A 20,934-nucleotide genomic window follows, 5' to 3' on the forward strand; every position below is an offset into this window, starting at 1 on the left:
CCTACGCGATTCGGGTTCCCTGCGCGAGCCGTCGCACCGGGGTTACGAGCTTCCGGCGGCCAAGGTAGAGAAGCCCGCCCGCGAGTGCCCCCTGCAGGGCGAGTCCGAGCGGCCAGATCGGGAAGGGTTCATTCTCAATGTCCCGGCCGGAGCCGCCGAAGAATTGCGACTCCTCACACGTCACGTTGTAATCCGGTCCTGCCTGTGCCACACGGACCTGCTGACTGATGCTTTCCATGACGCCGGGCATGCGGTAGGTAGGGCCGTACACGCCGGTCTCCGGCTCATCGGACCCCCTGTCGTACGGGACTGCGTCTGCCACAAGCACAAAGGGGTTGGCGGCAAGCAACCAGGCGATCCGTTGGGAGTGCCAGACACTGGTTGTCACTTCCTCAGTGATGCATTCCACCTCATCCTCGTCCGGGACGCCGTCAGGTCCGAAACTTTGACTGCTGTAGTCGGGGTAGGACCGCGTGACCTGGACGTTCTTCTCCTCCACAAGCGAGAAGCTCAGGGCAAACGCGATCAGCGTCCCCAGCCCCAGCAGCGCGACCATCATGTACGTTGCGACAATCGAGAACAGCGGCCGCCCGGCCAGTGCAGAGATCCCCACGCCGAGCGCGCAGACCAGGCCGAGTTCGATCGCCAGCATGATCAGGGAAACGAAGGCTTCAACCGGATTGACCCCGCCCAGCGCGAGAGCCCAGAAGATGAACGGCGTACTGAGCACAAGGAAGCCAAGGGACGCCACCCACGAGGCAAGCCATTTGCCCCACAGGATTTGTCCCGGTGTCAGGAGGGTGACCTGCAGGATCGCCAGCGTTCCTGCAGCGCGGTCGCCATTGATTGCGTTCGCGGACAGGCCGGGAGCAACCAGCAAGCCGAAGAACAGTACAAATCCGACGATCATCTCGAACAGGATCGGTCCGCTGCTGTTGGGGGTAGACGCCGAGATGGTCAACGTTGCGAGCATGAAAACCAGCCCGATGACCACAAACCACACCAACAGCATGATGTACCAGGCGCGTCCCCGCAGCCGCTGCCGCATCTCAAGACCGAAGACCGTGCGAATTCCTGCTACGTAGCCGAGTGACCCGGCGCGCGTCTCCTCTACAATTTGTGTGCTCATTGCCGTTCCGTTTCCAGGCTCATGTAAGTCTCTTCGAGGGCGCCGCCAGCGGGCGCGAAGGCGGTGACCACGACGTCGGCCATCACCAGGGTGCGAAGCAGCCATGCCGCCTGCTCGGTGCTGCTGAGGAGCACCTGATACTCAGCGCGCCGCGAATCTCCCCGCGCTTCGAACGTCACACCGTGGCTGGTCAGGGCGTCGGCCAGTGGTCCCATGGGCTCGGCCTGAATGCAATACCGGCGAACCTGCGTGCCGGCTTCATCCAGGGTCTGGTTCTTCACCGACTCCCCGCGGTTCACGAACACCGCGCGGTCGGCAATCTCATCCAGTTCGGACAGGACGTGGCTGGAAACAACCACCGTCTTACCTTCACCAGCAAGGCGCCTGAGCATGATGCGTAACTCCACCCTTGACCCGGGGTCCAGTCCGGATGCCGGTTCATCGAGGAGGAGAACGTCAGGATCGTGGATAAGCGCCCGGGCCAGGCTGAGCCGTTGCTGCTGTCCGCGCGAAAGGACCCTGGCCGGCGCATCCGCATATTCGGTGAGCCGCACCTCAGCGAGCAATTCAGCGGCCCGGTGGCTCGCCGCCGTCGTCGTCATGCCGTAGAGGGCACCGACTGTTGTCAGGATCTCGCGCGCCTTCAATGATTCCCACACGCCGAGGGTGTCTGGCATCCAACCGACCCGGCGACGGACGCTCGCGGCGTCCTCGAGCGGATCCACGCCGCCGACGGTGAGTGAGCCAGCGTCGGGCGCCAGCAGTGAAGCGAGCATCAGAAGCAGTGTTGTTTTACCGGACCCGTTTGGCCCGATGAGCGCCGTCACCTCACCGGGCGGCGCCTCGAAGTCGATATTGCGGACAGCCGCAACGGAGCCGAAACTCCTTTGAATACCTTTGGCAATGATTCCCCCATACCCATTGGTCATAGACTGACCCTAGCAAGTGACTCGAGTAAACTCCCGCTGGAACACTGCACAATTCGACGCACAATTCGGCGGGTTGATACGGAACGGTTAAACTGTTCCGTGCGGCTACCGCCGTACAGTGTCCCATTCCATGAACCTGTTTCGGGCGCCAAGGATGCCGCCGGACATCGTTTTCAAGTTTCTGCGAGCGTGCGCATGGCCTTAATAGTTCAGAAGTTCGGTGGCTCCTCCGTGGCCAATGCCGAGGGCATCAAACGTGTGGCGAAGCGCGTGGTGGAGACGCAGGCTGCCGGCAACCAGGTTGTCGTCGTCGTCTCGGCCATGGGCGACAGCACGGATGAACTGCTTGATCTCGCAGCACAGGTAAGCAGCGCTTCCACCCCCCGCGAGATGGACATGCTGCTCAGCGCCGGTGAACGCATCTCCATGGCTCTTCTGGCGATGGCCATCCATGAGGCAGGCTCCAGCGCACAGTCCTTCACCGGCAGCCAGGCCGGCATGATCACCGACGCGATCCACGGCAAGGCCCGCATCATCGCGGTTTCCCCGCACCGGATCAAGACGTCCATTGAGCGCGGCGATATCGCGATTGTCGCAGGCTTCCAGGGCATGAGCCAGGACAGCAACGACATCACCACCCTGGGCCGCGGCGGCTCGGACACCACAGCGGTGGCACTGGCTGCGGCACTCAACGCGGACGTTTGTGAGATCTACACCGACGTCGACGGCGTCTACACGGCCGACCCGCGGGTGGTGCCTACGGCGAAGAAAATTTCAACAATCTCCAGTGAGGAGATGCTGGAAATGGCCGCCTCCGGCGCGAAGATCCTGCATCTGCGTTGCGTGGAGTATGCCCGCCGGTTCGGTGTGCCACTGCACGTCCGCTCATCCTTCAGCCAACTCGAGGGCACCTGGGTTCTGCCCAGCCCCGATGACACCATCAAGATTCAAGAGGGAGAACCCTTGGAACAGCCCATCATCTCCGGTGTTGCCCATGACCGTTCCGAAGCGAAGGTAACCGTTGTCGGCGTGCCGGACATCCCCGGCAAGGCTGCGGAGATCTTCGGGATTGTGGCCGGTGCGCACTCGAACATCGACATGATCGTCCAGAACGTGTCCACCCACGGGTCCGGCCACACGGACATCTCGTTCACGCTGCCGATCGTAGAGGGCGCCGACGCACTCGCCGCGCTCAAAGCTGCGCAGGGGAATGTCGGGTACGAAAGCATCGAATACGACGAGCAGATCGGCAAGCTTTCCCTCATTGGCGCCGGCATGCGTTCGAACCCCGGGGTGTCCTACAAGTTCTTCCGGGCGCTCTCCGACGCCGGCGTGAACATCGACATGATTTCCACCTCCGAGATCCGTATTTCGGTGGTCACCAGTGCCGATCTGCTCGACGCCGCAGTGCGAGCGGTGCATGCGGCATTCGATCTCGACGGCGATGCCGTAGCCACGGTCTACGCGGGCACAGGGCGCTAAGCCGTTAACTCTCTTCATCGAGTCAGCAGGACACGCCGGTAAGGAATGCCCATACTCGGCGTGTCCTGCTGACTCGATGCTTACCCGGTCAGTCCTCCGTGTGGAGAACCGGCCCCTTGAGGTAGTCCGCGTACTTCTGAACCGGATCCGTCCGCTTCGCTGTCGGGTGATCCGGATGCTTGCGGACCGCGTAGTGGTGTCCGTCGGAGTCCGTCTCGATGTCCAGTTCCGCCAGTTCAGTCTCGGATGCGGTTTCGAATTCATCATGCCGGTGAAGCACAGGCTCGTCAGGATCGCTGCGGTCAGCAGGTCCGAGGAAGATGCTCGCCGGGCTCCTGAACCTGCGGCGCCGGGTTCTCTCAGCCATGGGTATCGCCTTCTTCGCTAGGTCTTGGCTGCTCGAGTACCTCAATTTTAGGTCCGACGGCGACAAAAAGCTCCACGTCACAGCGGAAAGTGCTGCACGCAAATGCCCCCGCAACCCGGTGGAGGTCGCGGGGGCATTTCCCTGGTGCGAGCGATGTGCGGAACGTACGTCTACCGTTCAGTCGGCGGACGTCCCGCGGGTATTACTTGGTGATGACCGGAATCGGAGTGATTTCCTTACGCGGTCCGGTGAACTGTTTGTCCGCCTCGTCGATCTGCGGCAGTGTCAGCTCCGGCGTACCGGAACCGCTCACTACTACGTTCACGAAGGTGACGGAGGTGGAGCCCTCATAGGTAACGCGGCCAACGTAGGAGCCGGGCTCGAGGCCGGTCCAGTTCAGCGTTACCTCGCCCGTTTCACCGTTCGGAAGCTGCAGCGGGTTCGGGGTCAGGGTCGCGTTACCTTCATCGGCGCCGAGGATTGCGGCATCGAACGTAGCAGCGGTTGCCCGTCCATCAGGGCTGGCGTAGAGGTTGACCACAACCGTGTAGGTACCCGGGATCGGGTTGTTCAGGGTCAGGGTCTCGCTCGCAGCAGCGGTCGCCACCTGGGTGAGCTGTCCGTTGGGGTCGAACACGAACAGGTCGAAGTCCGCGGTGTCATCGGCCGAAAGCACCGACATCTTGGCGAACGGCGTTCCCTCAGGAACCTCAACCTCGGTGAGGAAGTTCGACGCGTTGTTGGCGACAGCCACCGGGCCGGGAACCAGCGAAAGGTCCTCGGTGCTCGCCTTGGACAGGCCCTCGAGGGTCATGTTCACGGGAGAGTTGGTTCCGGAAGTGACCTCGATAGCACCGCTGCCGTCAGGACCATTGGAAGAGAAGGCGACCTCGGACGGAGCCACCACCGACTGCGGACGAACCGCGACCGGGGAAGAAACGACCTTGTTCTGTCCCTTCCAGGCCAGAGTGCCCTTGGTGAACTCGCCCAGCGGAGCGCCGGCGTGCTCGAAGGTCACCTTGAAGGTGCGGGTCTCGCCGGGAGCGCTGAAGTTCAGGATCGACGGCGTGACGGTGACGTTCATGCCCGGCACGTTGGCGCTGGCACTGTACAGGCCAGGCGTGAGTGCCGTGACCGTACGGGTGACCGTTGTCTTGCCGGTAAGGCTGCCGATTGCGAAGGAGCCTACGTTGAAGTTCTTCGCGTCGACACCCTCAAGCCCGTCGATTCCAACGTCGAGTCCGGTTCCCTGAACGAATTCAAGGTAGTCACGGGCATCGGCGTCGTAGATCAATCCCGGATTCAGGACGTTCATCGGATCAACATGACCAGCTCCGGTTGCGAAGACGTCGCCGTCCACGCCACCTTCAGCGTTCTTCACAGGATCCGCGGTGGTCATCATCGCGGACTTGACGGCCGCAGGCGACCAGTCGGGTCGCTCGGCCAGGATCAGCGCGCCCACACCTGCGATGTGCGGTGAAGCCATCGAGGTGCCGGAAAGGAAGCCGAACTGCGCGCCGTCGGAACCGATCTTCGAAACGCCGGCGAGAACTGCTACACCGGGAGCCGCGATGTCGGGCTTCAGGAGATCGGAGCCGGTAGCGAGCAGCGGACCGCGGGAGGAGAATCCTGCGATCTGCGGGACGGGAGGCAGCGGATCGCCGGTGGTGTCCTCAGGAACCAGTGCAACGGTGATGTCCGGGTTGGCAGCAACCTTCTCCTTGAGCTCGAGGCTCTGGGGAGCGTTCACGTGCACAGTCGGGACGGCGTGCTGGTCGGTGTCCGAGGAGGAGTCAACGAGGTTCACCAGGATCATGCCGATACCGCCTGCACGGTCAACCTCGGCGGACTTGGCGACGCGGTCATAGACGCCGCGGTCGCAGACAACAATCTTGCCTTCCACAGCAGCCGGATCAAGCGAATCCGGAGCGCACAGGGCCGGGTCAACAGCACCAGCGGCAGCAGCGTCTGCTGCCAGGATCACAGGGCTGGCGGGAACGCCTTCCCTCATGATGCTGGCACCGCGGAACTTGGTTCCATCGGAGAACTCGGCGGTGCCCTGCAGCGCGTGGCTAAAAGTACTCGCAGCAACGGTTGTCATCCACGGGCCGCCGTGGTTGACGGTGCTTGCAGTGGGACCGGAGTTACCGGCCGAGGCCGCTACGAACACGCCTGCCGACGTCGCAGAAAGGAACGCAAGCGAGACGGGATCGGTGGTGGTCGTGGTGCTTCCCGAGATCGAGAAGTTCAGGACGTCAACGCCGTCGAGGATTGCCTGGTTAATGGCTGCAATCGATGCGGAGCCGTAGCAACCACCGGTGTTGGGGTCATTGTCAGCCCAGCACACCTTGTAGATGGAGAGCTTGGCTGCGGGAGCAACACCGGAGTGCTTGCCGAAGTCGCGGCCGTCAACCACCTGGGTGACCTTGTCATTGCCGGCAGCGGTGCTGGCAGTGTGGGTACCGTGGTTGTCGATGTCGATCGGCGAGAGGAGTTCCTGCGGGGCGCGGTTTTCCTCCGGCACGAAGCGCACGAAGTCATCAGCGAAGTACTGCGCCGCAATCACCTTCGAGTTGCACTCTTCGCCGGTGAAGCCTTCGCCTGCCTGGCATTCGCCGACGAAGGTTTCGCCGTCAGCCTTCAGCATGGCGATGTTGCCGTCTTCATTCAGGTACGGCTCGCCGACCTTGGGCTTCTGATTGCCCTTGAGCGGCTTGACCTTCTTGCCTTGGAAGAATGGGTTGTCGGGGGCGTAACCGGTGTCGATGACGCCGACCACGGTGCCTGCTCCTGCGTTCTTCGCACCACCGAACTGGGTCTTCCAGGCGCCCTTCTTACCCGGGAGGTTCAGGAAGTCCACGCTGGAGTAGTCGTCAGGAGCGTATTCGACGTCTTCGGCAACCATGAGCACTTCAGGGTCCTTGGCCAGTTCTACAGCCTGATCCGTGGTCAACGTTGCGCTGAACCCGTTGATGGCTGCCGTGTAGGTGCGGTTGATGTCCACATCTTCCTCGGCGGCCACAGCTTTCTGCTGCTTCTCAAGGTGCTTCTGGTACTTCTGTACGTTCGGATCCTCGGCGCTGAGCTTCTCGCCCTTTTCAGGCTTGGTAGCTTCAATGCCGGCTACACCGCCGTCGTACGTTGCTGCGGGCTCTTCGTTGAGCACAACAATGTAGCGGCCGTCGGGGTAGTCCTTGGGGTTGATCTTCTTGACCGGCTGAATTTGCTGGGTGGCAGGACCGGTGGGAGCGGCGACGGACGGTGTCGCGGCCATGGAACCGAGAACCAGCGGAAGGCCGACGGCGAGAGCTGTAGCTCTGCGCAGACCACCTGCCCGTGGGTTCTTATGATGGGGGGCTTTCACGCTTTGGTTACCTTTCATCGGAAAACGCGATCGGACGGACCGATCTGAAAGTAGCCCAGTGCACTTTGGGTGTTGTGCCCTGAATCACAACCGAGCCTCGAATAGGCTACCCCGCGCCGTCGACCATTAGTCGACCGAGCTTGGCGTCACCTGCCCTTTAACCGGGTTCTCGCGCAAAAAACAGTTCTTATAACGATCGTTCATTGACATTTTCCGCGAGCCTGGTAAAGAAAGCGAGCTCGATAGGCGCAGGAGATAATGGAGCGTGCCTTCTCCCCTCGTACTTACCCAGGACCAGTGGGTGCCGCGCGCCTCGGCCCACGCTGAGCGGGTTCGCACCTACACCGAGCCTTATCTACGCAGGCGTGCTGAACAGCGCAGGCATCCGGTCGAGGATTTCCTGTTCACTTACTACACCCAGAAACCGGCGCAGCTTCTGCGGTGGCATCCCGGGGCCCATACCGTCCTGACCGGGCCCGCTGCCCTTGAGCGCGCGGACTGGAAGTTCTACCGCCCGCTCACCACGCAGGAACAGGAAAACCTCAAGACCGACGACGACGGCGCCGTCACCTTCGATCATGCCGCTTTCCTTGAAACGCGGGCAGAGGCCGTACAGTTCGCGGATATCATCATTTCCCGCACCATAGCCCGCCCGGCACAGTTCGGCTGCTTCGGGCTGCACGAGTGGGCCATGGCGTACCGCTCGGTGCAGAACCCGGTGCGACACCAGTACTTGAAGTTGCGCCTTGGTGCCCGCGGAACGGACCAGGTGGTTGAGGAGAACCGGATCAGATGCACTCACTTCGATGCCTTCCGGTTCTACGCGCCCCAGGCTGCACCGCTCAATGAACTTCAGCCCACCCGGGAAAGCCAGCGCGAGCTGGAGCAACCCGGCTGCCTCCACGCCAACATGGACCTGTACAAGTGGGCCTATAAGCTCACGCCGGCGTTGCCCAGCGAACTCGTCATGGACTGTTTCGAACACTCCTGGCGGATCCGGGCCATGGATATGCGGGCTTCTCCGTACGATCTCCAGGAGTGGGGTTATCCGCCGATCCCCATCGAAACCGCGGCGGGGAAGGTGGACTATGTGCGCGCACAGCGCGCATTCTCGGCTGAATCCCAGCAACTGCGTGCACAGTTGAAGAAGTACTTGGAACAACTGACGCCGGACCCACAGTTCGGGCCGTGATCCGGCCAGGAACTCAACCGGCCGCGAGACGTTGAGGGCAACAAGGAGGTTTCCCATGAGATCTATAGGCAACGCCACAAGCAGCGCCACCACCAGAAGCACAGGTCTACTGGCAGGCGCCGTACTCGCTGTGCTGTTGGCGGGGTGCGGCTCGCCGGGGAGCAATCCCGGTGCTGACCTGACGCCCGCACCCACTGACTCGACCGACTCATCCACGGAGCCAACGGATCCTGCAGAATCTGCGTCCGGCTCCCCCACCGACTCAGAGAGCGCCATGCCAACAGATTCACCGAAACCAAGCCCTACGCTTCCCAGCGATCCCGCCGCCGTCGGTACCGCGATGCTGAACATAAGCATCAAGCAGAATCCGGACTCCGAGGCTACGCAGTACGTGTTGGAGTGCACCCCGGATGGCGTTGGAGAAGCCACCACCCTGCCCAATCCGGAGGCAGCGTGCGCGGCCGTGAAGGAATTGGGTGCAGCGTTCTTCACCGCCAAACCCGACCCCAACCGGATGTGTACGCAGCAATACGGCGGCCCGCAGACGGCAACGGTCAAAGGCACTGTGGACGGTAAGCGGGTCTCGGCGTCTTTCTCGGCCACCGATGGCTGCGAGATCGGCCGGTGGAACGCACTCGAATCCATCCTCGGAACGTCCGGAGCACGCTAGGCGCTCATGTTACGGTGCCGAATGCGGGGTCACGGGAGCCTTCGATCGGCCGGTAGAATGGGACAGCAAGCTCGCGGAGCGCTGGATCGCGCCCCGGATTCCATCTGGGTCGCTCATTTTCCGAGCGTGAGACGGCACCCGTCGGGCAACCGCATTAAAAGCGCTGTTCTTACTTAACAGGAGTTGCCGGATGCCCCGGATCGTTGTTGACGTCATGCCAAAACCTGAAATCCTCGATCCGCAGGGCAAGGCCATCGCTGGCGCCCTCCCCCGGCTCGGATTCACCGGATTCGCCGAAGTCCGCCAGGGCAAGCGGTTCGAATTGACCGTTGAGGGCGACATCACCGAGGAAGTCCTTGAACACGCGCGCAGCGCCGCGGCCACACTGCTGTCCAACCCGGTGATCGAGGACGTGACCCGGGTCGAGGTCATTGAGGACGCCCAGTGAGCGTTGAAGTTCCGTTGATCGGTTCGCTGACGGACGTCGACGCTGTTGATTCCAACCTCTCCGGCATCCGCGTCGGCGTCGTTACTTTCCCCGGTTCCCTCGATGACCGCGACGCGCTCCGTGCCGTCCGGCTGGCAGGCGGCACCGGCGTCGCGCTCTGGCATGCGGACCACGACCTCAAGGACGTGGACGCCGTCATCATTCCAGGTGGTTTCTCCTACGGCGACTACCTGCGTGCAGGCGCCATTTCGCGGTTTGCGCCGCTCATGGAGCAGATCACTGCAGCAGCTTCCGGTGGATCGCTTCCCGTGCTGGGCATCTGCAACGGTTTCCAGGTCCTCACCGAGGCGCATCTGCTGCCCGGTTCGATGATCAAGAACAACCACCTGCACTTCCTGTGCCGCGACCAGCGCCTGGCGGTGGAAAACAGTACGACGGCGTGGACGTCGTCGTACTCCGAAGGCAGCGAAGTTGTCATCCCCATGAAGAACCAGGACGGGCAGTTTGTCGCCGATGAGCGCACGCTGGACGAACTTGAGGGCGAAGGCCGCGTGGTGTTCCGCTACGTGGGCGGCAACCCGAACGGCTCGCGCCGCGACATCGCGGGCATCACAAACGAGCACGGCAACGTCGTAGGGCTCATGCCCCACCCTGAACACGCGGTGGAAGCAGGCTTCGGCCCTGATTCCTCAGCGTTCGGTGCGGTTGATGTCCGCGGGGGCGTCGACGGGCTCGGCATTTTCACTTCGGTACTGCAGAAACTGGTTAACAAGTGACCACAGGAACAACGTCCAAGAAGTTCAACATCGACACGGTCGAGCACGCCGAGCAGACGCCGGAGCAGGACCTGCCCTGGGCTGAGTTGGGCCTGAAGGAAAACGAGTACCAGCGCGTGGTCGAAATCCTCGGCCGCCGACCAACCGCCGCTGAACTCGCCATGTACTCGGTGATGTGGAGCGAGCACTGCTCCTACAAGTCCTCCAAGGTGCACCTGCGCCAGTTCGGCGACAAAGTTACCGAACCCATGAAGGAGCATCTCCTGGTCGGCATCGGCGAGAACGCCGGCGTCGTCGATATCGGTGACGGCTGGGCGGTGACCTTCAAGGTCGAGTCCCACAACCACCCGTCCTTCGTGGAGCCCTACCAGGGTGCTGCAACGGGCGTCGGCGGCATTGTCCGTGACATCATATCGATGGGTGCCCGCCCGGTGGCCGTCATGGACCCACTGCGGTTCGGGGCAATCGACCACCCGGACACCGCACGTCTGGTTCACGGCATCGTGGCGGGCATCGGCGGGTACGGGAACTCCCTTGGACTGCCGAACATCGGCGGCGAAGTGGTGTTCGATTCGGTGTACCAGGGCAACCCGCTGGTGAATGCGCTGGCCGTCGGTGTACTGCGGCACGAGGACATCCGCCTGGCCAACGCGTCCGGCGTCGGCAATCGCGTGGTGCTTTTCGGTGCGCGGACCGGCGGTGACGGCATTGGCGGTGCGTCTGTGCTTGCGTCGGAATCGTTCGATTCCTCCAAACCGTCCAAACGCCCCGCGGTCCAGGTGGGCGATCCGTTCGCCGAGAAGGTGCTGATCGAGTGCTGCCTCGAGCTGTTTAAGGCATCCGTGGTGGAGGGAATCCAGGATCTCGGGGCGGCCGGCATCTCCTGTGCCACGTCCGAGCTCGCATCCAACGGCGACGGCGGCATGCATGTGGAGCTCACCAACGTCCTGCTTCGTGATCCGTCCCTGACTCCGGGCGAGATCCTGATGTCCGAGTCGCAGGAACGCATGATGGCGGTCGTGACGCCGGAGAACGTTTCCGCCTTCGAAGCGATCATGGAGAAGTGGAATGTCGAGTACTCGTGGCTCGGTGAGGTGACCGACACCGGCCGCCTCATCATCGAGTGGGCGGGCGAGAAGATTGTCGACGTGGATCCCCGCACGGTCGCTCACGACGGTCCGGTCTACGAGCGTCCGTACAATCGCCCCGCGTGGCTGGACGGTGTGCAGGCTGATTCCTTCAGCGGGGAGCGCCCGGCGGACCTTCGAGGTGCCGTGCTTGAGCTGATGGCCTCGCCGAACATGTGCTCCAAGGACTGGATCACCAACCAGTACGACCGCTTTGTGCAGGGCAATACCGCGCTGGCAATGCCCGACGACGCCGGTGTGGTCCGGGTCGATGAGGAAACTGGCCTCGGCATCGCCCTCTCGACGGACGCGAACGGCCGCTACTCCTACCTGAACCCGTACGACGGCGCCCGGTTGGCCCTGGCGGAGGCGTACCGGAATGTCGCCACCTCCGGCGCGAAGCCGATGGCGGTCACCGACTGCCTCAACTTCGGCTCCCCCGAGGACCCCGAGGTCATGTGGCAGTTCGCCGAATCCGTCCGCGGGTTGGCTGATGCCTGCCAGGAACTCGGAGTTCCAGTCACCGGCGGCAATGTTTCGCTCTACAACCAGACCGGCGGTGTGGCCATCCATCCCACGCCGGTGGTCGGTGTGCTGGGTGTGTTCGACGACGTCGCCCGCCGCACACCTTCGGGCTGGCGCGAAGATGGGCAGGCTATCTACCTCCTCGGCACCACCCGTAACGAACTCGACGGATCCGAGTGGGCGAACCTGCGTGGGCACCTTGGAGGCCAGCCTCCGGTTCTGGACCTCGACGCCGAGAAGACGCTCGCTGCGATCCTCGTGAACTCATCGCGTGACGGAATGATCGACGGCGCACACGACCTCTCGGAGGGTGGGCTTGCGGCAGCATTGGCCGAAGCGGCGCTGCGTTTCGGTGTCGGTGCCCGGATTGGGATCGATGAACTGTGTGAGCGCGACGGAATCGACCCATTCACTGCGCTGTTCAGCGAGAGCCAGGCCCGCGCCGTCGTCGCTGTTCCGCGCTCCGAAGAGGTGCGTTTCAACGACATGTGCACTGCACGGAACTACCCGCGGCTTCGTATCGGCGTGGTGGACGCGGAGAACCAGACGCTGGATGTGCAGGGCCATTTCACCCTTCCGCTCGCGGAGCTGAAGGAAGCACATGAGGCTACGCTGCCGAAGCACTTCGGCTGACCTTTAACGAAGTGGCGCCCGCTGTTTCAGTGCAGCGGGCGCCGTGTCCGGACACCGATAGGCTGGCTTCAAGGCAGGATCAGGGGAGGCCAATACTTTGAAGACTTTGCGTGCGGCGGTTTTAGCGGTGGGACTTCTGGCTTTGTCAGGATGTGCACAGGAGCCGCGCGATGTCCTGAGTGTGGATGAAAGCATGGTCCGGTACCAGAAGGTGCTCGAGGACGTGGAGGCCGCCCTCGGTGACGCCTACCCTGATGCCGCATTTGAGCCGGCCCCGAACAGTTTCGACGGACTCACCCGGCAGGACGACGGCACGTGCACCCTCGCGATGCCCAGCACATCGGTGAGCGCCCATCTGCTGGTGGAGGAGAACAGGGAGAGAACCCTCGCCGCCGTCACCACGGTGCTGGAAAATCACGAGTTCGCGGAGCCCGGAGATGTGGAACAGGACGGACCAATCATGCACATCAGGTCGGAAGATTCCCACGGTGCGGTGTTCCGCCTGCGCGCCGATAATGAGTCCGAAGTGAGTCTGACTGTTCCGGTCACGTCCCCGGACTGCAGCGCCTAAACCCCGCTGATCGGATCGTTACCCGGCGGAACCAAGTTTGGGGCAGCCAGCGGATAGGGTTGTTTCATGACGACATTCCCGCTTCCCATTGCGCTGTTTGCTTTGATTGCGGCTCTGTTGCACGTCTACATCTTTGTCCTGGAGACCATCCGTTGGCGTCACCCGTCAGTGTGGCGGAAGTTCGACGTCCGTTCCCAGGAACACGCCAACATCCTCCGGCCAATGGCCTTCAATCAGGGCTTCTACAACCTGTTCTTCGCCGTCGGCGTGATCATTGGCCTGGCGCTCTCTGGGACCCTCGTGGGGTACGGGATGATGGTAATGGCGCTGGGATCCATGGTGCTGGCCGCCGTCGTACTTTTTGTCAGCATCCGCGCGCTGTGGATCGGCGCGTTGGTTCAAGGCGTTCCGCCGCTGGCAGCGCTCGTAGGCATGGCAGTCGTGTCCTTCTAAGATGGGCAGCGCGAAAGGTCTGCGCAGCGCCAGACTGGACCTGATACCCCTTCGGCCTGTGGCGCATTGTCGAGCGCTGCTCGGGATCGGTGATCGGGACCATCGGCTTTGACGGGCCACCGGGCAGCCGACAGGGCTGGCGCAGAGCAGGTGATTCGCCGGGAAGCTGCTCAGCTTGTTGCGGCGGCTTCGACCTGCACTTCAGAGGGGATTGAGCCGCCGAAGCTTGCCTGAAGCCGTCTTGCGACTTCGAGGGAGTGGGCGTCGATGACGTCCTGTGGCAGGGGTGGGAGAAGCAGTTCCCAGATTCCGCAGAAGGTGCCCCGCAGTTGCAGCTGACCGGTGGGGCGGCCGGTGATGAACCAGTGAAGGTGCGCATGGCTGGCTCCCCACCTGTCCATATGCACCTGCTGCATGTTCTCCATACCTTCAACAGCCGCAGCCAGATGCCGCAGGATCACGCCCATCTCAGCGGCCAGGTCGTCCGGAAGGTCGGCGTAGTCATAGTGATCCCGTGGTTGCAGCATCAGCGCCACCGGCAGCCCAGTTGGTTCACGGGTGAAGAGCCGCCAGTTATCATTCAGCCAAATGCCCTGGTCTCGATCCGCGCAGGAGTCACATGTGTCCGGTGTCAGCCCGCTCCGCTCCGGTTCGGGGAACACCGGGTCCTGCCACGGTTTCAATGGAAGGATGCCCGCATCGAACGGAAACGTTGACCACTTGGGCGTCAGCGCGGGCAACCGCCCTTCGCCGTCAGCGTGTGACCGGATGAATTCGGAGTACTCTTCGGGCGAAAGGGTCATGTGGCCACGCTATCCTGCGCGTGCGAGGGAGCGGGCCGCTGCCAGGTATCGCCGGGTGACCCACCATTGGCAGAACCGGGCTGCCGGTGCGCCCAACTGATAGAACCAATTCGAGTGCCGGCTGTAGGCGCGCAGATCAAAATAGACGGTGCCGTCCACCGCGAGCTCCGCGATGAACGCCTCTTCCCCGCATTCCGGGTGGCCGGGCAGTGTCGCGTAGCCAAAGCCGGACCGGCGGGCGGTGCCCGCCTGACCGCGGGTGCCGCCGTCGTCGTTGTTGTTGTTGTTGTCGGAGCCGCGCAGGTCCTCAACCCACACCACCTCACACGGCGCATTCAACCGCACCGGCCCCACGCCGAAGCGCGGCACCACGACAACCCCGACGCCCGCGCGGGAGGGCCCTGCCACCTGCAGTCCGGCACGGCGGTGCAGGTCGAAGGCCAGAATCCCCTCAGCGAGGCGACGGAACGCATCCTCGCCTGAACCGACCTGAATGCGGTGACGGAACGGACGGAACCCGGCCGGCCACACGGCGGTCCGGGTGAACCCGACCGCTGTGTGAGTGATCTCAGGCATTGCTGCCGCCCTCACCGGATCGCGCCAGGCGGGTCCATCCAAGCGACTCCCTGTCCTTCTTCGGCAGGGAGTCCACCACGAGGTCATAGGAGTCTTCGATCATGTCCCGCAGCATGTCATCGGGGAGCCTCCCGGTGCAATCGACGCCATTCCAGTGGGTCTTGTTCATGTGGTACGCGCCGGTGATCTCCGGGTGAGCGGACCGCAGCTGCTCGGCGAGCGCCGGCTCGCACTTGAGGCTGATGGAAAGGGTTGGCGAATTCAGGTCCGAGAGGGCGAACATCTTTCCCGCCCCGGCCGGCGCCCGTACCTTGAAAACCGACGCCTCCGGCCCGAACGGGAAGTCCTCGAAAGCGCCCGGCATTGATAGGCAGGTATCCCGAAGCTGAGCTGCATCCACAACGACGAGCGTACCGCCAAGCAGTGACAATATAGAGGGATCACGATCAAGGAGCACACAATGGCAGACCTCGGTGGGCACGCACGAAAGATTGCTGGCGGGGCGGAGGAAGCAGCGGATTCCAAGGCATTCGAGACAGCCGCACGGCTGGGATTCGCCGCCAACGGACTCATGCACCTTGTCATCGGATTCATAGCCGTGGGGATCGCGATGGGCGGCAGCGGCAGCGCTGACCAGTCCGGTGCAATGGGTCAGCTGGCCGCGCAACCCGGAGGGATCTTCCTGCTCTGGTTCGGTTTCATCGGCTGCGTTGCGCTTGCCCTGTTCCAGCTCAGTGAGGCGGCGTTCGCCTGGAACGGACGCGAGAGCAAGGAGAAGTGGGGCAGGAAGCTCAAGGCGATCGGTCAGGCAATCGCGTATGCGGCGATCGGTGTTACCTTCGGCATCTACGCGCTCGGCGGCTCGACCGACAGCGGGCAAACCACGAGCACGTTCACCTCGACGATGATGACCAATCCGGCCGGTGCCGTACTGCTGATCGTGCTGGGTGCCGCAGTCATCGGCATCGGCGGCTACTACGTATACAAGGGTGCCAAGCGGAAGTTCCTCGAGGACCTGCAGCGGGTGCCGGGGCGTCCGTGGGGCACGGCCGTGAAGGTTGTCGGCGCGGTCGGCTACTGCGCGAAGGGAGTGGCGCTCGCGGTGCTGGGACTGCTGTTCATTATCGCGACGGTCCGGGCGGACCCGGAGGATTCCACCGGGCTCGACGGCGCGCTGAAGTCCCTGCAGGAGCAACCGTTCGGTGCGTTGATTCTCGGAGTCATTGCACTTGGCCTGATCGCGTACGGGATCTACAGCATTGTGCGGGCGCCGTTGGAGAAGATGTAACTCCTGCTAAATTCTCTCCAACCGCTACAGGCCTAACCGCGGCGCCTCGATGGCGGGGCAGGCGTCCATCACGACGTCGAGGCCTGCGTCAGCGGCGCGCTGCGCCGCTTCCTCGTCGATAACCCCCAGCTGCAGCCAGACGGCCTTCGCGCCGACGGCGATGGCGTCGTCCACCACCGCGCCAACGCGCTGGCTGTTCACAAAGCAGTCGACGACGTCGATCTCCCCCGGCACATCCTGCAGCTTCGTGTACCCGGTCCGGCCGTGAACGTCATCGCCCTTCAGGCTTACGGGGACAACATCCATGCCCAGCCGGTCGATCAGGAACTTCGCTACGCCCACTGCCGGGCGCAGCGGATTATTGGAAAGCCCGACGACGGCCCACCGGCCAGGCGTGGTGAGGAGCCTTTGAATGGTGGTTGGGTCATTGTGGTGGGACATTCTTTCCTTTCTGTGCATCGACTCTTCAATAGGTGACCGTTTGAGCGCTCAAACGGTCATGTATTGGGGAGTCGATTCTGGTTTTGCCGGCGTCACGCCACGGAAGGTGCGCCGGTAGGCTGCAGGGCTGGTGCCAAGCGTGCGCTGGAAGTGGTGACGGAGCAGCACTGCCTGCCCGAACCCCGTTTCCCTCGCGATCGCTTCGATGCTGAGGTCGGTTTCTTCCAACAGGCCCTGTGCCCGTAGGACACGTTGGGCAGCAAGCCAGGCGGCCGGCGTCGTACCCGTTTCAGCCTTGAAGCGCCGGGCGAAGGTGCGTTCGGACATGTGGGCGCGTGCGGCGAGCGCGCTCACGGAATGTTCTTCGCTGAGGTGGGTGTCGATCCAGACGAGGACGTCTTCGAGGGTGTCGCACTCGGACACGGAGATGGGACGGTCGATGTACTGTGCCTGCCCGCCGGCGCGGTGTGGCGGTACCACCATGGACCGCGCGATGCTGGTTGCCGCCGCGGCTCCGAGTTCGCTTCGGATCAGGTGCAGGCATGCGTCGATACCGGCAGCTGTTCCGGCGCTGGTGATGATGTTGCCGTCCTGGACGTAGAGCACGTTCTCATCGACCGAAATTTCCGGGTACTGCCTGGCGAGTTGTTGGGAGTACATCCAGTGCGTTGCAGCCCGTCGCCCGTTGAGCAGTCCTGCCTCGGCGAGGGCGAAGGCCCCGCTGCACACCGAAAGCACCCAGGCACCACGTTCGTGGGCAGCCCGAAGTGCCTGATGCACCTCCGGCTGGCTCGGTGAGTTGACATTGTAGGGCAGCATGATCACCAGGTCTGCGGTCTTGGTGGCGGAAAGGTCCTCTGTGACCTGCAACGAGAAACCTGTTTTGCCCGGGAGAATTCCTGGTTTGGGTGTGCAGACCCGGAAATCGAATTTGGGTACACCGTCCTGGCGGTCGGAGCGGTCGAGCCCGAAAACTTCGCAGGCGACCCCGAATTCGAATGCTGCGACGGGAGGAAGCACGATGGCGGCCACGGAGCGGATCATTGACTCAGTATGGCAGTTTTTAGAACGAACAGTAAGATCCCGCCACGGCTATCTTTTCTTCCTCCGGATGAAGTCCCTGATCCAGACAAGTGTCTCAGGGTGATCGAGGTGGAAACCGTGTTTTCCCCGCGGGATCTTCACCAGAGTGGAGCCCGTAATGAGTTCGTGGAGGACAAGCGCATTCTCCAGCGGCGTCAGCACGTCATCTGTGCCGTGGAGGATGAGTGTCGGTGCGCGCACGGACGAAAGCGAGTCCCGCGCGTCGTGCTCCTTGCTCGCACGGAAGTGGAGCACTTTGGCGCGTTTCGAGGCGCGCGAGATAAAGAAGGCCTTCACGGCGTCCGGATTTCGAGCCGCCCAGTCCGCGGCGAAGAATAACGGTTCGAGCTGATCCGGATCGCCGCTGGTCAGCGCACGGGTAGCCTCACTGTCCCGTTCGCTACCAAGGGCACCGCCTGGGGATGCGGCGGCAAGGATGAGCACCCCCACGCGGTCCGGTGCGTCAATGGCCAGCCACTGGGCCACTCGCCCGCCCATGGAGTGCCCGTATACATGGGCCTTTTCGACGCCAGCGGCATCCAGCACCGCCAGGGCATCCTTCGCGAACCCGCGGGTGCTATAGCCCTCGGCGGAGCCTTCCTCGCTGCCGCCGGTTCCACGATGGTCGAAGCGGATGACGCGGAAATTCGATGCCAGTTCCGGAACCACAGGGTCCCAACCGTCCAGATCCGTAGCCTGGCCGGAAATGAGCAGCAGCGGGTGGCCGGCGCCTTCGGCCTTCCACGCCAGACGCGCACCATCCCCAGCTACCGCGAACTCCATCGGATCAGTCTACGGAACGGTTAGAGACACCGCGGTCAGTCGGAGATGGTGGACGGTGGCGTGCCGAGGCTGTCGAGTCCGTCCCAGAACGACGGCGGCACTTCAGTTGTGCGCATGCGTTCCAGTCCGGCGATCCGCCCGGTGGAGGAGATTCCGACCACTGTCGAGTCGATCAACGGTGACCTCAGCGAGAAGTGCAGCGCCGCCGTCGGGAGGTCGATACCGTGTTCGGTGCAGAGCTTCTCCACACGGGCGACCCAGTCCAGGAGCTCCGGCGGGCTGTCCGCATAGGCGTAGGTTGCACCGCTGGCCGACCCGCGGGCGAGCAGCCCGCCGCCGAAAGGTGCAGCGTTGAAGACTCCCATCCCCCGTTCCACGGCGTCTTCGATCAGCTGAGCCGCGCTGCGGTCGACGAGCGTGAACCGGTTGTGGGTGAGCAGCACGTCGAACACGCCGGTGCCGACGTAGCGCCGCATGAGGCTGACCGTGCCGGCGGCAATACCGATGGCATCCACCAGGCCCTGATCCTTCAGTTCGAGCATGCCTTCAATGGCGCCCCCTGGTGCGGCAGCTTCCTCGAAGGTGACCGAGTAGGGATCGTGCAGGTGCAGCAGTTCAATCCGATCTACGCCGAGACGTTCGCAGCTCTCCTCGAAGGAACGGCGCACCCGGGCGCGATCGAATGCGCCGCTTCCCGGATCCTGGTCCACCTTGGTGACCACTGACCGGCCCGGCGCTGCGCCGTTCCCGCGGAGAGCGAGCCCAAGAACCGCTTCACTCCTGCCCTTTGCATAGTTGTTGGACGTGTCGATCAGCGCGTAAGGGCCGTGCAGCATGGCGGTGGCGAGCTCGACGACGGTGGCCTCGCCGTCGTCGTCGGGTTTGGTGCCCGCGCCGAGGGAGGAGGTGCCGAGCGTGACCGGGCTAGCGGTCAGCCCGGTTCTTCCCAGCTGTCGGGGATCGACCGGGTTGCTGGCCTCTTCAGTCATGTGTGGCTTCCTCTCGACGGCATCCTTGTGTGCTCGGTCCGCGCTTTGGGAACACCTTACCGAGGGCGCTACCGGTAGGGTCGATATTCGAGGCCAACTGACCGTTTTGGGGGAACACGGTGAACTACATCAACCGCATCATTGCTGCGGCAGGTGCTGTGGGCCTGAGCGACGGCATGTTGAGGGCGGTGCTGCCGCTCCTGGCGGCAGCTGTCACGCTGGATCCCGCAGCCGTGGCCACAACCACGCTGTTCTTCTCGCTTCCGTGGTTGATTGTGAGCATTCCGTTCGGGCCGCTGGTGGACCGCTTTGACCCCGTGACGATGATGCGCATCATCAACCTGACACGTTTTGCGGGAATTGGACTGCTGATTGGCGCGGTTCTGATGGGCGGGGCCGGTTTGCCGTTGCTCTATATCGGTGCCTTTGTCCTTGGAAGCGCTGGAACCGTGTACGAGATCTGCGCCCAGGTGGTGGTGCCCCGATACGTCGACAAGGAAGACCTTCCCCGCAAGAACGGTCACCTGTTCGGTGTCACCACAAGCCTGGGCGGATTCATCGGTCCGGCTGTGGGCGGGTTGCTCGTTGGACTTTCAGCGGTGTGGGCGGTCAGCGCGTCTGCTGTCGGCTACCTCGCCGGGGTGTTCATCCTGCTTTCCATTACGACGTCGGCGCCTCCAGTTCCTGCGGTCCGGCCCCGGTTCCTTCCGCAAATCAGGGAGGGATTCCGGTATCTGGTGCGGGACCGGTCCTTGCTCTGGCTCGCGCTGATCGGTGGTGCTGCAACAGTTTGTTGGTACGCCTGGACTGCGATCTTTGTTCTCGCCGTCGTCGATCCCGGGGTGCTGGGGCTGGAACCGGCCGCCTATGGTGTCTTCCTCGCTGTGCTTGCGGCCGGCAGTGTTACTGGTTCCCTGGCGACCGGCTGGTTGAGGAAGAGGGTCAGCCTGCGGACGTTGCTGGTTCTGTCTCTTCTCGGCTGGGCGGTCTGGTTCGTGGCCCCTGGGATCACTGCCAACGTCTACCTAGTTGGTGTGGCCCTGTTCATTGGCGGTTTTTCGGGCGTCACGTGGAACGTACTGACGATCACGCTGCGGCAATCGACGGTTCCGCGGGAACTGCTCGGTCGCGTCACGGCGGTGTACCGGACCATCACTCGAGGTGGGCGGCCGGTGGGTGCGCTACTGGGCGGTGTGGTTGCTTCGGGGATCGGGTTGCAGGGAACGTTCGTCGCTGTAGGGGTTGTTGCTGGACTTCTGACCATTCCGCTTGCTGTAACTATCCGGCGCAAAGCTGGTTGAAGGG

General features: G+C 63.1%; 21 protein-coding genes. 10 read left to right on the top strand and 11 right to left on the bottom strand.

Features of this window, described 5'->3' with window-relative positions:
- Position 1: 1 nt before the first annotated feature.
- Complete coding sequence (locus ACX80C_RS16395) at positions 2-1,129, bottom strand: ABC transporter permease (protein WP_459327528.1); 1,128 nt, start codon at positions 1,127-1,129, stop codon at positions 2-4.
- On the bottom strand, positions 1,126-2,058 hold the full coding sequence (locus ACX80C_RS16400) for an ABC transporter ATP-binding protein (RefSeq protein WP_459327529.1): 933 nt from the start codon (positions 2,056-2,058) through the stop codon (positions 1,126-1,128). The genes ACX80C_RS16395 and ACX80C_RS16400 overlap by 4 nt, the downstream gene beginning before the upstream one ends.
- 195 nt (positions 2,059-2,253) lie before the next feature.
- Here ACX80C_RS16400 and ACX80C_RS16405 point away from each other — a divergent pair, with 195 nt between their 5' ends.
- Complete coding sequence (locus tag ACX80C_RS16405) at positions 2,254-3,540, top strand: aspartate kinase (protein WP_459327530.1); 1,287 nt, start codon at positions 2,254-2,256, stop codon at positions 3,538-3,540.
- An 88-nt stretch (positions 3,541-3,628) separates the two neighbouring features.
- Here ACX80C_RS16405 and ACX80C_RS16410 read toward each other — a convergent pair whose 3' ends face one another.
- Both ACX80C_RS16410 and ACX80C_RS16415 read right to left on the bottom strand, forming a co-directional pair.
- Positions 3,629-3,907, bottom strand: coding sequence for a hypothetical protein (locus tag ACX80C_RS16410; protein ID WP_459327531.1), 279 nt, complete (start codon positions 3,905-3,907; stop codon positions 3,629-3,631).
- Between the two features lie 202 nt (positions 3,908-4,109).
- Complete coding sequence (locus ACX80C_RS16415) at positions 4,110-7,181, bottom strand: S8 family serine peptidase (protein ID WP_459327564.1); 3,072 nt, start codon at positions 7,179-7,181, stop codon at positions 4,110-4,112.
- Positions 7,182-7,536: 355 nt separating this feature from the next.
- Between ACX80C_RS16415 and ACX80C_RS16420 the strand changes: the two genes are divergently transcribed.
- The 7 genes from ACX80C_RS16420 (at position 7,537) to ACX80C_RS16450 (ending at position 13,666) form a co-directional block, all read left to right on the top strand.
- Positions 7,537-8,463, top strand: coding sequence for a 3-methyladenine DNA glycosylase (locus tag ACX80C_RS16420; RefSeq protein ID WP_459327532.1), 927 nt, complete (start codon positions 7,537-7,539; stop codon positions 8,461-8,463).
- Between the two features lie 55 nt (positions 8,464-8,518).
- A complete protein-coding gene (locus tag ACX80C_RS16425; RefSeq protein WP_459327533.1) occupies positions 8,519-9,133 on the top strand; it encodes an SSI family serine proteinase inhibitor in 615 nt (204 codons plus the stop codon).
- Positions 9,134-9,323: 190 nt separating this feature from the next.
- Complete coding sequence (gene purS / locus ACX80C_RS16430) at positions 9,324-9,581, top strand: phosphoribosylformylglycinamidine synthase subunit PurS (RefSeq protein ID WP_459327534.1); 258 nt, start codon at positions 9,324-9,326, stop codon at positions 9,579-9,581.
- Positions 9,578-10,357 (top strand): phosphoribosylformylglycinamidine synthase subunit PurQ, encoded by a 780-nt coding sequence (purQ, locus tag ACX80C_RS16435; protein ID WP_459327535.1) that lies wholly within the window; start codon positions 9,578-9,580, stop codon positions 10,355-10,357. The genes purS and purQ overlap by 4 nt, the downstream gene beginning before the upstream one ends.
- Positions 10,354-12,642 carry a phosphoribosylformylglycinamidine synthase subunit PurL gene (purL, locus tag ACX80C_RS16440; RefSeq protein ID WP_459327536.1) on the top strand — a complete coding sequence of 763 codons (2,289 nt, stop codon included), beginning with the start codon at positions 10,354-10,356 and terminating at the stop codon, positions 12,640-12,642. Before purQ ends, purL begins: the two co-directional genes overlap by 4 nt.
- A gap of 193 nt (positions 12,643-12,835) precedes the next feature.
- Positions 12,836-13,213 carry a hypothetical protein gene (locus ACX80C_RS16445; RefSeq protein WP_459327537.1) on the top strand — a complete coding sequence of 126 codons (378 nt, stop codon included), beginning with the start codon at positions 12,836-12,838 and terminating at the stop codon, positions 13,211-13,213.
- 66 nt (positions 13,214-13,279) lie between these two features.
- The gene (locus ACX80C_RS16450; protein ID WP_459327538.1) at positions 13,280-13,666 is read left to right on the top strand and encodes a DUF1304 domain-containing protein; all 387 of its coding nucleotides are present in this window, start codon (positions 13,280-13,282) and stop codon (positions 13,664-13,666) included.
- Positions 13,667-13,836: 170 nt separating this feature from the next.
- On the opposite strand, the gene ACX80C_RS16455 is transcribed toward ACX80C_RS16450, so the two are convergent.
- From ACX80C_RS16455 to ACX80C_RS16465, 3 genes are read right to left on the bottom strand one after another with little or no spacing between them, the layout of a single operon-like run.
- Entirely contained in the window at positions 13,837-14,469 is a 633-nt protein-coding gene (locus tag ACX80C_RS16455; protein ID WP_459327539.1) for a hypothetical protein, read from the bottom strand.
- 9 nt (positions 14,470-14,478) lie between these two features.
- Positions 14,479-15,045 (bottom strand): DUF1990 family protein, encoded by a 567-nt coding sequence (locus ACX80C_RS16460; RefSeq protein WP_459327540.1) that lies wholly within the window; start codon positions 15,043-15,045, stop codon positions 14,479-14,481.
- Positions 15,038-15,445, bottom strand: coding sequence for an MmcQ/YjbR family DNA-binding protein (locus ACX80C_RS16465; RefSeq protein WP_459327541.1), 408 nt, complete (start codon positions 15,443-15,445; stop codon positions 15,038-15,040). The genes ACX80C_RS16460 and ACX80C_RS16465 overlap by 8 nt, the downstream gene beginning before the upstream one ends.
- Before the next feature lie 60 nt (positions 15,446-15,505).
- Here ACX80C_RS16465 and ACX80C_RS16470 point away from each other — a divergent pair, with 60 nt between their 5' ends.
- Complete coding sequence (locus ACX80C_RS16470) at positions 15,506-16,333, top strand: DUF1206 domain-containing protein (protein ID WP_459327542.1); 828 nt, start codon at positions 15,506-15,508, stop codon at positions 16,331-16,333.
- A 24-nt stretch (positions 16,334-16,357) separates the two neighbouring features.
- Here the strand turns inward: ACX80C_RS16470 and ACX80C_RS16475 are convergent, their stop codons facing one another.
- From ACX80C_RS16475 to ACX80C_RS16490, 4 genes are read right to left on the bottom strand one after another with little or no spacing between them, the layout of a single operon-like run.
- Positions 16,358-16,774 carry a CoA-binding protein gene (locus ACX80C_RS16475; protein WP_459327543.1) on the bottom strand — a complete coding sequence of 139 codons (417 nt, stop codon included), beginning with the start codon at positions 16,772-16,774 and terminating at the stop codon, positions 16,358-16,360.
- A 48-nt stretch (positions 16,775-16,822) separates the two neighbouring features.
- Positions 16,823-17,818, bottom strand: a complete 996-nt coding sequence (locus tag ACX80C_RS16480) for a GlxA family transcriptional regulator (RefSeq protein WP_459327544.1) — start codon at positions 17,816-17,818, stop codon at positions 16,823-16,825.
- Between the two features lie 48 nt (positions 17,819-17,866).
- A complete protein-coding gene (locus tag ACX80C_RS16485) occupies positions 17,867-18,640 on the bottom strand; it encodes an alpha/beta fold hydrolase (RefSeq protein ID WP_459327545.1) in 774 nt (257 codons plus the stop codon).
- Between the two features lie 35 nt (positions 18,641-18,675).
- Positions 18,676-19,629, bottom strand: a complete 954-nt coding sequence (locus tag ACX80C_RS16490) for an aldo/keto reductase (RefSeq protein WP_459327546.1) — start codon at positions 19,627-19,629, stop codon at positions 18,676-18,678.
- Between the two features lie 119 nt (positions 19,630-19,748).
- Here ACX80C_RS16490 and ACX80C_RS16495 point away from each other — a divergent pair, with 119 nt between their 5' ends.
- Complete coding sequence (locus tag ACX80C_RS16495; protein WP_459327547.1) at positions 19,749-20,930, top strand: MFS transporter; 1,182 nt, start codon at positions 19,749-19,751, stop codon at positions 20,928-20,930.
- Positions 20,931-20,934: the final 4 nt, after the last annotated feature.

This window comes from Arthrobacter tecti, assembly GCF_054511355.1.